The sequence below is a fragment of the Allobosea sp. P1_A7 genome (genome assembly GCF_056406775.1).
In genome coordinates this window covers 1-12,479 of the sequence record NZ_JBFTZN010000044.1, presented here as the reverse complement: position 1 = coordinate 12,479, position 12,479 = coordinate 1, and the positions used below count along the sequence as shown (strand labels likewise).

Genomic DNA, 12,479 nt, shown 5'->3' with positions numbered 1-12,479 from the left:
GAAGAGAATCCAAGCCGGACATGGCACCGTCGCCAAACCGGGGGATCCTGGTCTCCCGGCGGCGGGGATCGCGCTCCGGCTACGAAGAGGACCAAGCCCGATGACCGCAGCCAAGGCCCTGAAGCCGGTCCCCGACGAGGCCCCGCATATCCTCGTGGTCGATGACGACCGCCGCCTGCGCGACCTGCTGGCGCGCTTTCTCGGCGATCACGGCTACCGTGTCACCACTGCCGCCAATGCGGCCGAGGCCGATTCGCGGCTTGCCCATCTCGTCTTCGACGCCATCGTGCTCGACATCATGATGCCCGGCGAGAACGGCTTCGACTTTGCCCGTCGTTTCCGCGGCGGTTCCAATGCCCCGATCCTGATGCTGACCGCGCGCGCCGACAGCGCCGACCGGATCAATGGGCTGGAAATCGGCGTCGATGACTATCTCACCAAGCCTTTCGAGCCGCGAGAGCTCATCCTGAGGCTTGGCAACATCCTCAAGCGAACCATCGTCGTGGATGCTCCGCAATCGGGCAGCCACCCTGATTTCGTCCGCTTCGGCCCCTTCATCTATGGTCTCGCCCGTGGCGAATTGCGCCATGGCGAGGAAACGATCCGGCTCACCGAGCGCGAGCGCGAGATCCTGACGGCCCTGGCCGAGCGTGCGKGTGAGCATGTCCCGCGCGAGCAGCTCGCGGCGCAGGGCTCGGCTGCCAATGACCGCACCATCGACGTCCAGATCAACCGGCTGCGCCGCAAGATCGAGCGCGACCCGGCAGACCCGCTCTATCTCCAGACCGTTCGGGGTGTCGGTTACCGGCTGGTCACGGATCGGGGCTGAATCGATGCAAGTCGGCGCGCGTGGCATGCGCTTGGCTCAGGCCGTCGGCCTCGGCCTTCGGCGGGTCAGGGCCGCGATGGGACATGTGCGGGTCGGGCTCGCACGCATGCTCAGGCCCGTGCTCAAGCTCGGCGGCCGGCCGCTGCGGATGATCGGCCGCTACATGCCGAAGGGTCTGTATCCGCGCGCCCTCGTCATCGTCATTGCGCCGGTCGTGCTGCTGCAGTCGGTCATCGCCTATGTCTTCATGGAGCGGCACTGGCAGACGGTGACGCAACGCCTGTCCTCGGCCGTCTCGGCCGACATCGCGGCGCTGATCGACGTCTATGAGAGCTATCCGCAGGATGCGCAGGCAAGCGTGCTCAGTCGCATCGCACTGGAGCGCCTCGGCCTGGATGTCGACATCATCCCGGACGCCGATCTGCCGCCACCGGGCCCCCGCCCGTTCTTCTCGCTGCTCGACAGTGCGCTCTCGACGGAACTGAGCCAGCAGGTCGCACGGCCCTTCTGGCTCGATACGGTCGGCCGCTCGAGCCTGATCGAGATCAGGGTGAAGCTCGGGCCGAACGTGATGCGGGTACTGACGCGGCGCAGTCAGGCCTATGCCTCGAACAGTCATATCTTCCTGATCTGGATGATCGGCACATCGTTGATCCTGCTGACCATCGCCGTGCTGTTCCTGCGTAACCAGATCAGGCCGATCCTGCGGCTGGCCGACGCTGCGGAGGCATTTGGCAAGGGACGCGACTCCGATTTCCGGCCGCGCGGCGCGCGCGAGGTCCGGCGTGCCGGCAACGCCTTCATAGAAATGAAGCGCCGCGTGGAACGCTCGGTCGGCGAGCGCACGACCATGCTCAACGGCGTCAGCCACGACCTGCGCACGATCCTGACTCGCTTCAAGCTTTCACTCGCACTTCTCGAACGCTCCTCGGAGATCGACGCGCTGGAGAAGGATGTCGACGAGATGAGCCGTATGCTCGAGGACTATCTCGCCTTCGCCCGCGGCGATGTCGGCGAGGCTGCGGTCGAGACCGACATCCGCGCCCTTCTGGAAGATCTGAAGGTCAATGCCGAACGGCAAGGCCATCAAACCGAGCTCGAAGTCGTCGGCGACCCGCTGGTGGTGATTCGGCCGGACGCGATCCGCCGCCTGCTGACGAATCTCGTCTCCAACGCAGCGCGCTTCGGCGATCGCATCGCCATTCGTGCCACCCACGACGCCCGCTACCTGATCGTGATGATCGACGATGACGGCCCAGGCATCCCCGCCGGCTTGCGGGAGGATGTTTTTCGTCCGTTCTTCCGGCTGGATGAGGCCCGCAATGTCGACAGTGGCGGCACGGGGCTCGGCCTTGCCATTGCCCGAGACATCGCCCGGGCCCATGGCGGCGACATCATCCTGGCGGACTCGCCGCTGGGCGGCCTGCGCGCCACCGTCCGACTTCCGGTCTGATCTGCGCGACATCACGCCCCGCGGACTCGCGGGGGAGCGCTGTCGTCTCGGCCATCGCGGGCTTCGCTGGACCTTACGACACGCCTTCGGGCCGGATCGCGCCGAGGCGCTGGAAATACGAGGCCGCCTGATCAAGGAAGGCCCTTACCTTCGCCGCCAGATGCTGCCCGCTTGGAACAACGAGATGCACAGGCAGCGGGGCCGGCTCGAACTCGGGCAGCAGCCGGACCAATGTTCCCGCGGCAATGTCGTCTGCCACCTGATAGGAAAGCGGCCGTGCCAGCCCGCGACCGGCGCGGGCCGCAATCAGGCCCGATTCAATCTCGTTAACGATGAACCGGGGCGCGACGGCCACGCTCGACCCGCGCGCCGATCCGCCAAAACGCCAGAGCATGCCCTGCCCTGCTGCCACGCTGGCAATGGTGTCATGCTGCAGGAGGTCCGAGGGGCGCGACGGCATGCCACGGCTTGCGAGATAGGATGGAGCCGCGACCAGGAGGCGTCTGACCTCGCCGACCTTGCGTATGACCAGCCGCGAATCCGGCAATGGACCGATCCGGATTGCGACGTCGAGCCCTTCATCGATCATGTCGAGATTGCGGTCGGCCAGAACGAGCTCGACCTGTACCTCGGTATGCAGGTCCAGGAACTCCGTCACCAAGGGCGTGACATGGCGCCGGCCGAAGGCCAACGGGGCAGTGACCCGCAACAGGCCACGAACCGGGGCCGCGGCGACACCCGACATCGACGACTCGTAGTCGGCCAGCATCCGTCTCGCGGAGGTCGCGAGCGCACGCCCGGCATCCGTCGGAGTGAGTTGGCGCGTGGTACGGGCAATCAAGCGCGCGCCGACGCGTTCCTCGAGTCCGGCAAGAGCCCGCGTCACCGCCGGGCGCGAACGGCGCAACTGCCGGCCCGCACCCGCGAGGCTGCCGGTATCAAGAATGGCGACGAAGATCGCCAATTCGTCGAGACGGTCCAATCAATGTTCCTATCCATGGAATTCTGACTTTCAAGAATAGCGTGTTTCGCTCGGTAACTGAAACAAACAGACTGTGACCTCATCTCGGGAGGTCACCCCATGTCACAAACCGGCATCACCCTTTACAGCACGCCGCTCTCTGGCCATGGCCATCGCGTCGAGCTGCTACTGCTGGCACTCGGACTCGATTATCGCTTTGCTTCGGCTCCGGCTGATGTGCGCAGGAGCGAAGCCTTTCTCGCGCTCAATCCGCTCGGCCAGATCCCGGTGCTTCAGGACGGGGCGCTGGTGCTGGCCGACAGCAACGCGATCATGGTCTATCTGGTGAAGCGCTACGCTCCGGACAGCGCCTGGCTGCCAGGCGAGCCGCTCGCCGCGGCCCAGGTCCAGCGCTGGCTCTCGATCGCCGCCGGAGAGGTCATGCATGGTCCCTCGACTGCGCGATTGATCACCCAGTTCGGACTGAAGGACGATTCCGCCCGCGCCGAACGGATCTCCTCGCGGCTGCTCACCTTCATGGAAAATCACCTGGCGGAGCGCACCTTCCTCGCGGCGGAGCAGCCGACACTGGCCGACCTCGCCTGCTATTCCTACGTGGCGCACGCTCCGGAAGGCGGCATCTCGCTCGAGCCCTACCCGGCCGTGAGAGCCTGGACCGCGCGGATCGAGGCTCTGCCCTTCTTCAAGCCGATCCCGCCCTCACCGCTCCCGGCCAAGGGATGATGCGCCATGGACGAGTCCCCCTTCCATCCGGGTGAACGCGAAGCGCAGGCCCGCGCAGGCCAGTTCTCGCGCGGAGCCGGCATCCGCAGCCTCATGCCGGATCAGCACAGGACCTTCTTCCCGCTCCTGCCGTATCTCTTCGTCGGCGGGCTCGGTCGCGATGGCTGGCCGATCGCAACCGTGCTGAGCGGAGAAGCCGGCTTCGTGCAAAGCCCCGCACCTACCCGCCTGCGCATCGCTGCGCTGCCCTCGGCAGCCGATCCGGCGGCCGCAGCGCTGGAAACGGACCGTCCCGTCGGCCTGCTTGGCCTCGACTTCACGACGAGGCGACGTAACCGCGCCAACGGCATCATTGCCGCACGCGATCCCGACGGTCTCTCGGTCGAGGTCTCACAGAGCTTCGGGAACTGTGCGAAATACATCCAGACCCGCGTCCCGACAGCTATTGCCCGCTCGCCGGAGGTGGCGGAGCCACTGACCCGATTGGACGCGGCTGTCCGGACCGTGATCGGAGCCGTGGATACCCTGTTCATCGCCAGTTCGTCCGGGCGGCAGGGCGGATCGGCCGCGGGTGTCGACATCTCGCATCGCGGCGGCCGGCCGGGCTTTGTCCGGATCGACGGCGACGTCCTGACGATCCCGGATTTCACCGGCAACAGCTACTTCAACACACTCGGCAATCTGCTGCTGGAGCCGCGCGCCGCGCTGCTCATTCCCGACTTCGCGACGGGCGACATCATTCAGCTTCAGGGCGAAACGGAGATCGTCTGGAGCGGCCCGGAGCTCGGAACCTTAAGCGGCACGCAGCGGCTCTGGCGCTTTCGCGTCGCACGCGCCTGGCGGCGCAAGCGCGCACTGCCCTTCAACTGGTCGGCAGCCGAACCGGCGCCGACCACACTGGAAACCGGGACGTGGCAGCGAGACCGTTCCGCTGCCTGAGCCCTCGTCAGAAGAGCCGGCCACCATCGGGGACAGCGAGGCTGGGCCCGATCAGCACCACCTCGCCGCTACCGTCAGGCATGCCGAGCGTCAGGACCTCTGACATGAATTTTCCGATCTGGCGCGGCGGGAAATTGACCACCGCGAGGACCTGCCGGCCCGGAAGATCCTCGCAGCGATAGTGCGTGGTGATCTGCGCCGACGATTTCTTGAGACCAATCTCACCGCCGAAATCGATCACCAGCTTGAACGCCGGCTTGCGTGCCTCGGGATAGGGCAGTGCCTCGACGATGGTGCCGACACGAATGTCGACCTTGAGGAAATCGTCGAAGCTGATCGTCTCCGGCGGTTCGGACGTCGTACTCAAAATTCCTCCCAGGCGCGATCATGTGCGCTCGGCTCGAGTTTGCGGACGGGCGCCGCCCTGTGCTGGGCGGCAGGCTTGCGGCTAGGGACGGCTGCGCGAGGAGCCGGCGGGACGACGCTGGCCATCTTGCGGGCCATATCCTGCAATCCCGCCACGTCTCCGCCAAGCCTGAAGCGCGCGACCTGGGCTGCCAGGCGATCGGCCTCCTGCGACAGCGCATGCGCCGCCGCCGTCGACTCCTCCGCCATGGCGGCATTCTGCTGCGTCGCCTGGTCCATCTCGTTGACGGCGCTGTTGACCTCCTGGAGTCCAGCAGCCTGCTCCTGGGCTGCCGACGCAATCTCGGCAACCAGCGCGGTGACACGGGTGATCTCGCCAGCCATCCGCTGCAGGGCATTGCCGGTCTGGCCGACCAGTGCGACGCCCTTGTCGACCTCGACGGTCGAAGCGGTGATCAGTCCCTTGATCTCCTTGGCCGCTTCGGCAGAACGCTGCGCCAGTGCCCGGACCTCGGAAGCGACGACCGCGAAACCTTTGCCCGCGTCTCCCGCGCGCGCCGCCTCGATGCTGGCATTCAATGCCAGCAGATTGGTCTGGAAGGCGATCTCGTCGATGACACCCACGATCTGCGAGATCTCGTCCGCGGACTTCTCGATGCCGCCCATGGCCGAAACGGCGTCGCGCACGATCTGGGTCGACTGCTCAGCCTCGGTCTTGACCTGAGTGGTCGCCTGGCTTGCGAGGCGCGCGCTTTCGGCGGTCTGCCGTACGGTGGCGGTGAGTTCGTCGAGCGCGGTTGCCGTCTCCTCCACGGATGAGGCCTGCTGCTCGGTCCGGCTGGCGAGGTCATCGGCCGCCTGGCTGATCTCGCCCGAGCCTGCCTTCATGCTTTCGGTGTTGGTCGCAATCTGGCGCATCGTCTCCTGCAGCCGGGCGATCGCGCCATTGAAGTCGTCCTTGAGCTTGACGTAGTCGGCGGCAAAGACATCCGCGATCCGGTAGGTCAGGTCCCCCTCGGCGAGATGTTCAAGACCCGCCCCGAGCGCACGGACAACCGTTTCCTGCTGGGCGGAACTCTGGGCTCGCTCGGTTTCGTTGCGACGACGGTCCAGGTCGGCGGCGTCGCGATGCGCGCTCGCCTGCGCCTCAACGCGCTGCTTGTCCGCCTCGATCTCCTCCTTCGCCAGAGCCGCATCGCGGAAGACGACGAGAGCACGCGCCATGCTGCCGATCTCGTCGCCACGCTCCTGATGCGCGATCGGGTTTTGCAGATTGCCGGTCGCAAGTTCGTTCATCGTGTCCGCAAGCGAGGTCAGCATGCTCGACGAGCGGCGGCTCAGGAACACGACCAGACCAAGCATGAGCAGGCCAAGCGGAACCAGGACCTTGGCCACATCGAGCATCATGCCACGGAAGGCCGCGTCGACATCGTCGACATGCAGCCCGGAACCGACGACCCAGTTCCATTTCGGCACGGAGACGACATAGGAAATCTTGAGAGAAGGCTCCTTGTCGCTCGTCCTCAGTCAGAAATAGTCGAGAAATCCGGTGCCCTTTGCCTTGGCGAGTTCGACCATCTCCTTGACGAAGAACTTTCCGGTCGCATCCTTCAACGGCATCATGTCCGTCGTCTCGATCTTCTTGTTGGCATGCAGAACGCTGATGCCGTCGAAGTTGACGACGAAATAGTAGTTTCCGTTGTCGAAGCGCGCTGCGGAGATGGCGTCGAGCGCCATCTTCGTCGCCTCGGGTTCCTTCAGCTCACCCTTTTCAGCCCGCGCCAGAAAGCTGTTGACCGTCGATGCAGCCGCCTCGACGGCGTTCTTCATCTCGGCGCGCTTGAGGGCGATCATCTCGCTGCGAGCCTGGACGAGCGTGAAGCTCACCCCACCGATGGCGAGGACTGCCGCGAGAATGGCGATGAGACCGAACGAACGGCCGATGGACAAGGCAGCAAGCTTCTTCAGAAACGGCATCGAGTGAGCCTCGCGAGGTGTGATTCTTCACACTCCCCGGGCAACAACTAAGGCCTTGTTAATTCTGCCCCGTTTTCGCCTCATTTTGCTGGCGCGCGGCGACGCTAGATGGCGGGAGCGAAATCCTCGTTATCCTCGCCCCGGCGGCCATCCTCGCCACGCTCCCTACGGCGGGTCCGCGGACGGGCTCCGCAAAAGGCACGGGCTAGTCCGCGCAACGGAGCCGTGAGCCGATGGATATCCTCGGCCCGCGACATCACCCAGCTCGCAGTCTTCAGTTCGCGATCGAGACGCGCCATTGTCCGGGAGAGTTCCGGTTCGTCATCGTCGAGCCAGACGTCCGCGACACGCGCCATCAGCAACACCGCCCCMTGAACGCGCACGCCTCCCAGCGCGTCCTCCGTCGGGATCCCCGCCGAAGCGAGCATGTAGCGCCAGGAATTGACCGCACCGCGATTGAGAGCCGCGAGTACCAGGGGATCGCGCCGCAGCGCCGGCATCACGCGCCGCAGGCCAGCCTTGTAAGGGGCAAGAGCATCGAGGCGGCGCATGACCAGGTCGAACATCCGCTCGCGGTAGGATTCGTCTGCGAGGTCGTCGGACTGGCTGGCGAGCACCGCATCGTCGACGATACGGGTCAGCCCGCCGAGAATGGCGAGCTTGGAGGGAAACAGGTTGCGCAACGTCGCAAGCGAGACACCGGCCTCAGCGGCGATATCGCCAAGCTCGATCTCATCCCACGGCCGGGCGGCCGCAAGATTGAAGAGCGCGTCCACCACCGCCTTCCGCGTGTCGGCGGGCGGCGCGCCTGCAGCAGGCTTTTCAGCTTTGGGGGAAGCGGGTTTGCGGGCCATCGGACCTCTCCATTCGCAAAGCGATGACGGAAAGGTAGGTCTGGATCACGGCTGTGGAAAGGCCGTTCAGCCCGAAAGCTCTTCGGCGCGACGTTTCGCGGCAGCCACCGCGCGGCGCATCAGYGGCGCTAGCCCGTTATCGGCCATCAGCACTTCGAGTGCTGCCGCCGTCGTTCCGGCAGGCGAGGTCACGTTCTGGCGCAAGGTCGCCGGCGACAGTGGCGATTGATAGAGCATCTCCCCTGCCCCTTCGATGGTGCCCCGCGCCAGGCGCTCGGCCGTCTCGGCCGGAAGTCCCGCTGCGACGCCAGCTGCCGCCAGGCACTCGACGAGATGGAAGACATAAGCGGGACCGGAGCCCGAAACGGCCGTGACCGCGTCGATCAGATCTTCGGTCGCGAGCCATTCGACCTTTCCGATGCTGCCGAGCAGTGCATCCGCCATCGCCCGTTGATCAGCACTGACGCCCCGTCCGGCTGCAGCCGCAGTGACGCCGCGCTGTACGGAAGCAGGCAGGTTCGGCATCGCGCGAATGATCGCCGTGGCATTGGGCAGGCGCGCCGAGAGATCGCCGAGCGTCTTGCCGGCCAGAATGGAAATCAGCAGGGTCTGCGGTTGGATGAACGCCTGGACCGAGGGCGCTGCCGTATCGAGCATCTGCGGCTTTGTCGCGAGCACGAGAACCTCGGTCGGCGGCACCGAGCGCGGCTCGGGGTTGAGGGCTATGCCCTTCTCGGCCGCCAGCGTGGCGATCTCGTCCGAGGGCTTGGGGTCGATCAGCGTGATCCCGGTCGGATCCATGCCGATACGCAGCCAGCCCTCGAGCATGGCGCCTCCCATCTTGCCCGCACCAATGAGGACAAGGGTTTGCGGCAGGGAACGGGACATGGAGGCCTCACGAGGAACGATATGTGACGTCTTGCGCGCCCCGGAACCGGGCATCGCACGACCAGAAGCGGCAACGGATGCCCGGGTCAAGCCCGGGCATGACGAAACCGGGGTCTCAGGCTTCCCCGACTGTTTCGAGCATCGCCCCCTCGAGCCCCTCGCGCGCGCTCTTGCCGGCCCAGACCACGAAGTGGAAGGCTTGGAAATAGCGCTCGCAGGCGTCGATCGCCGATTTGATCAGGGCGGCGGCCTGCTCGTCGGTCGGCTCTGCGCCGCCCGAAAGCAGGAGCGCGTGGCGGTACATCACCACGTTCTCCGAGCTCCAGAGGTCGAAATGGCCGAGCCAGAGCTGCTCGTTGACGAGGCTGACAAGCTGCAGAACCTCACCGCGCCGCCGTTCCGGCACCTTGAGATCGAAGGCACAGGCGATATGGAGCGCCTCCACTTCGGAGAGCCAGGTGATCGCGACATGATAATCCGACCAGCCTCCGGTGACGGAGACGGAAAGCTCGTCATCGCTGTCGCGGTCGAACGTCCAGTTGTTGAGTGCGGCGAGGCGCTCGATCAGGTCGAGAGGATTGGCAGGCCGTTCGGCTTCTGCGTCCAGGTCAAGGTCCATCATGCCCAGGGTCCAACTGCCAGCTCCCCGCGGGAATGCGKGTCCAGCTCGTTCGAGAACGGGAACACGGCGACGGGGAAGCGCGGGACGCAACAAGACTGCGGAAGCCGCTACATGGCCTCCTGACCGCCAAACGCACCCCAAGCGGATACGATCGGCGAATCACCTCTCCTTCGACGATAGCGCAGGCGCGACGACGCTCCCAACACATGATGCAGGCTCGGCGGATTCGGGGGCTGGGCTCAATCCCTGCCGGCTGCTGTCCACAGCCGGAAAACGGGCCGGCTCAGCCCTTGTCGCGCCCAGCCTCGAGTGCAGCCAGCCGTGCGGCGAGCTTGTCATTCTCTTCACGGGCGAGAACCGCCATCTCGCGCAGGAGGCGGTCGATCTGCGTGCGGGCGACCGTCTCGACCTCGCGGCGCACACCCTGGGCGGCTCCCGCGGCGTCGGTGACCAGACGAGCGAGATCGTCGAGTATGCGGTTCGAGGTCGTGGCCATCATCAATCTCCAGGGCCGAATGCCGGCGCTCCATAGCACGCCTGATATGGGCGACGAAGGCCTCGCCCGCAATCGCAGCGGCACACCGTCCACGTCCTTTGAGCCCGAGCGAGCCCGGCCTAAACATGAGGACCACGTCAGCACGGGGGATTCGCGAGCCATGGCCCTGCACTTCTCACCCGCCGAATTCGCACGCCGGCGCGATGCCCTGCTCTTAGCCATGCAAGCCGATCGGCTCGATGCGCTCTTCCTGTTCCAGCAGGAATCGATGTTCTGGCTGACCGGGTATGACACCTTCGGCTTCTGCTTCTTCCAGTGCCTGGTGGTGAAGGCCGATGGCAGCATGGCGTTGCTGACCCGCTCTGCCGATTTGCGCCAGGCCGAGCACACCTCGAATCTGGCCGATATCCGCATCTGGAAGGATGGCCGCGACGCGAACCCTGCGCGTGACCTGCTCATGCTGGCACAGGATCTCGGCCTGGCCGGCAAGCGCATCGGCGTGGAGTTTGAATCCTACGGCCTTGTCGCGGCAAGCGGCCGCAAGCTGGAAGCGGCCTTCACGGATATCAGCGTTCTCGTCGACAGCTCGACGATCGTGACACGGCTGCGCGCCGTGAAATCGGCGGCAGAGATTGCCTGTGTGCGGCGCGCGGCCACTCTCTCGGACGCCGCCGACAGGGCGGCGCTCGACCTGATCCGGGCCGGTGCCGACGAGGGCGAGATCCTGGCCGCACAGCACAATGCGATTTTCGCGGGTGGCGGCGACTATCCGGCCAACGAGTTCATCATCGGCTCCGGCCGCGACGCCCTGCTTTGCCGCTACAAGTCGGGCCGCCGGACGCTCGACGCGCAGGATCAGATCACGCTCGAATTCGCGGGCGTCGACAGGCACTACCATGCTGCGATCATGCGAACCGTCGTGGTCGGAGAGCCCCGCCAACTGCATCTCAGCTATCATGAAGCCGCCAAGGCGGCGCTCCTCGCCTGCGAGGCTGAACTGAAGCCCGGGCGGACTGCAGGCGATGTCTTCTCCGCCCATGCCCGGGTCTTCGACGAACACGGTCTTTCCAGCCACCGACTCAATGCCTGCGGGTACTCGCTTGGCGCAAAGTTCACGCCGAGCTGGATGGACTGGCCGATGTTCTACGAGAGCAACGACTGGCCGATCGTTCCGGGCATGGTGATGTTCGCCCATATGATTCTGATGGATTCGGCGAGCGAGACCGCGATGTGCCTTGGCCGCACCTATCTCGTCGGCGATAAAGGCGCAGAAAACCTGAACTTGCCCGATCTGGACCTCGCGATCCGTTGACCCTACAAGAGTCACGCAGGGAATCCTCAGCAAACCCGTACGCAAAAAGCGGGAGGCGTCATGTTTAGTCGTTTAAGTGGCCTCGTTCTGGGGCCAGTTCTCGCGCTTGCGCTCGCAGGCTGCCAGGAAACCACCAGCACGGCCGCGCGTCCGCGTGTCGATGCGCCCGGCGTCCCGGTCTCGGTCCAGAGCATCTCCGGTGCGCCCGACCAGGTCACCACGAATTTTGCGAGCCTGCTCGGCGAGGCGGCGGCGGAACGCAAGATGGAGATCGTCGCCGGCAACGCACCCGCGCGCTTCCGGGTTCGCGGCTATTTGACCGCCCAGCCGACAGAGGACGGCCAGACTGCGCTGGCATTCGTCTGGGACGTCTATGACGAGAGCAAGAAGCGCGCCCAGCGCGTGCAGGGCGAGAGCCTCGGCAGGCGCGGCGGCGGCGGCGATCCCTGGTCGAGCATCGACCAGACCATCGTCGCCAAGGCAGCATCGGATTCGATGGACGCGATCGCGAGTTTCCTCGTGACCGCTCCGGTGCCGGACAAACCTGCCGCGGACAGCGCCAAGGATAAGGACAAGGCGAAAACCAAGACGGCTGCTGCGACCAGCGGCAAGCGCTCCTGAGCGAGGCATCCCGCTGAACGCAGTGGGGTGAGGCGTGATTCGCGCACTGTTTTTGCAGTGCAGCGGTCGACTCATTGTCATGGCGCTGTTATGAGCGCTGCGAATTCAGCCGGTCTCACGACTCCCGCCCCCGCCAGTCCTCACGGTGCGCCACGGCATGCCCTCTTCGTTCAAAGTCGTCGCCGGAAACTCCAACCGGCCGCTCGCCGAAGCGATTTGTGCCTCCCTCGAAATTCCCCTTGCCAAGGCCCAGGTCCGGCGTTTCGCCGACATGGAGGTCTTCGTCGAGATCCAGGAGAATGTTCGCGGACAGGACGTCTTCGTCATCCAATCGACCTCCTTCCCCACCAATGACCACCTGATGGAGCTGTTGATCATCACGGATGCCCTGCGCCGTTCCTCGGCACGGCGCATCAC

At 65.4% G+C, this 12,479-nt stretch carries 14 protein-coding genes and 1 pseudogene; 7 read left to right on the top strand and 8 right to left on the bottom strand.

The annotated features are described in order from the left end of the window. Nucleotides 1–100 precede the first annotated feature (100 nt). Nucleotides 101–829 (top strand): response regulator, encoded by a 729-nt coding sequence (locus AC1D34_RS10190; RefSeq protein ID WP_476824158.1) that lies wholly within the window; start codon nt 101–103, stop codon nt 827–829. A gap of 106 nt (nt 830–935) precedes the next feature. After that, complete coding sequence (locus tag AC1D34_RS10185) at nt 936–2,282, top strand: ATP-binding protein (RefSeq protein ID WP_441489652.1); 1,347 nt, start codon at nt 936–938, stop codon at nt 2,280–2,282. A gap of 73 nt (nt 2,283–2,355) precedes the next feature. Here AC1D34_RS10185 and AC1D34_RS10180 read toward each other — a convergent pair whose 3' ends face one another. Further along, complete coding sequence (locus tag AC1D34_RS10180) at nt 2,356–3,264, bottom strand: LysR family transcriptional regulator (RefSeq protein ID WP_476824157.1); 909 nt, start codon at nt 3,262–3,264, stop codon at nt 2,356–2,358. Nucleotides 3,265–3,363: 99 nt separating this feature from the next. On the opposite strand from AC1D34_RS10180, the gene AC1D34_RS10175 reads away from it, so the two are divergent. Both AC1D34_RS10175 and AC1D34_RS10170 read left to right on the top strand, forming a co-directional pair. Further along, nucleotides 3,364–3,987: a glutathione S-transferase gene (locus tag AC1D34_RS10175; RefSeq protein ID WP_476824156.1), complete on the top strand. Its 624-nt coding sequence runs from the start codon at nt 3,364–3,366 to the stop codon at nt 3,985–3,987. Between the two features lie 6 nt (nt 3,988–3,993). Further along, nucleotides 3,994–4,926 (top strand): pyridoxamine 5'-phosphate oxidase family protein, encoded by a 933-nt coding sequence (locus tag AC1D34_RS10170; RefSeq protein ID WP_476824155.1) that lies wholly within the window; start codon nt 3,994–3,996, stop codon nt 4,924–4,926. Between the two features lie 7 nt (nt 4,927–4,933). On the opposite strand, the gene AC1D34_RS10165 is transcribed toward AC1D34_RS10170, so the two are convergent. The 7 genes and pseudogenes from AC1D34_RS10165 to AC1D34_RS10135 form a co-directional block, all read right to left on the bottom strand. Next, a complete protein-coding gene (locus tag AC1D34_RS10165; RefSeq protein ID WP_476824154.1) occupies nt 4,934–5,293 on the bottom strand; it encodes a tRNA-binding protein in 360 nt (119 codons plus the stop codon). Further along, nucleotides 5,290–6,654, bottom strand: coding sequence for a methyl-accepting chemotaxis protein (locus tag AC1D34_RS10160; RefSeq protein WP_476824172.1), 1,365 nt, complete (start codon nt 6,652–6,654; stop codon nt 5,290–5,292). The genes AC1D34_RS10165 and AC1D34_RS10160 overlap by 4 nt, the downstream gene beginning before the upstream one ends. A 54-nt stretch (nt 6,655–6,708) precedes the next feature. Continuing rightward, nucleotides 6,709–7,146 (bottom strand): annotated as a pseudogene (locus tag AC1D34_RS10155) (cache domain-containing protein); the annotation flags it as partial. A 227-nt stretch (nt 7,147–7,373) separates the two neighbouring features. Beyond that, nucleotides 7,374–8,123 (bottom strand): TetR/AcrR family transcriptional regulator, encoded by a 750-nt coding sequence (locus AC1D34_RS10150; protein ID WP_476824153.1) that lies wholly within the window; start codon nt 8,121–8,123, stop codon nt 7,374–7,376. A gap of 66 nt (nt 8,124–8,189) precedes the next feature. Then, nucleotides 8,190–9,011: a pyrroline-5-carboxylate reductase gene (gene proC / locus AC1D34_RS10145; protein WP_441489503.1), complete on the bottom strand. Its 822-nt coding sequence runs from the start codon at nt 9,009–9,011 to the stop codon at nt 8,190–8,192. Nucleotides 9,012–9,126: 115 nt separating this feature from the next. After that, complete coding sequence (locus tag AC1D34_RS10140; RefSeq protein WP_043232643.1) at nt 9,127–9,633, bottom strand: type III secretion system chaperone family protein; 507 nt, start codon at nt 9,631–9,633, stop codon at nt 9,127–9,129. 283 nt (nt 9,634–9,916) lie between these two features. After that, complete coding sequence (locus AC1D34_RS10135) at nt 9,917–10,129, bottom strand: accessory factor UbiK family protein (protein WP_476824152.1); 213 nt, start codon at nt 10,127–10,129, stop codon at nt 9,917–9,919. Between the two features lie 160 nt (nt 10,130–10,289). Between AC1D34_RS10135 and AC1D34_RS10130 the strand changes: the two genes are divergently transcribed. The 3 genes from AC1D34_RS10130 to AC1D34_RS10120 form a co-directional block, all read left to right on the top strand. After that, a complete protein-coding gene (locus tag AC1D34_RS10130) occupies nt 10,290–11,441 on the top strand; it encodes a M24 family metallopeptidase (RefSeq protein WP_476824151.1) in 1,152 nt (383 codons plus the stop codon). 60 nt (nt 11,442–11,501) lie between these two features. Continuing rightward, complete coding sequence (locus AC1D34_RS10125; protein ID WP_476824150.1) at nt 11,502–12,062, top strand: hypothetical protein; 561 nt, start codon at nt 11,502–11,504, stop codon at nt 12,060–12,062. Between the two features lie 157 nt (nt 12,063–12,219). Continuing rightward, nucleotides 12,220–12,479: ribose-phosphate pyrophosphokinase-like domain-containing protein (locus AC1D34_RS10120; protein ID WP_476824149.1), on the top strand; the 260-nt coding region annotated here is incomplete at its 3' end.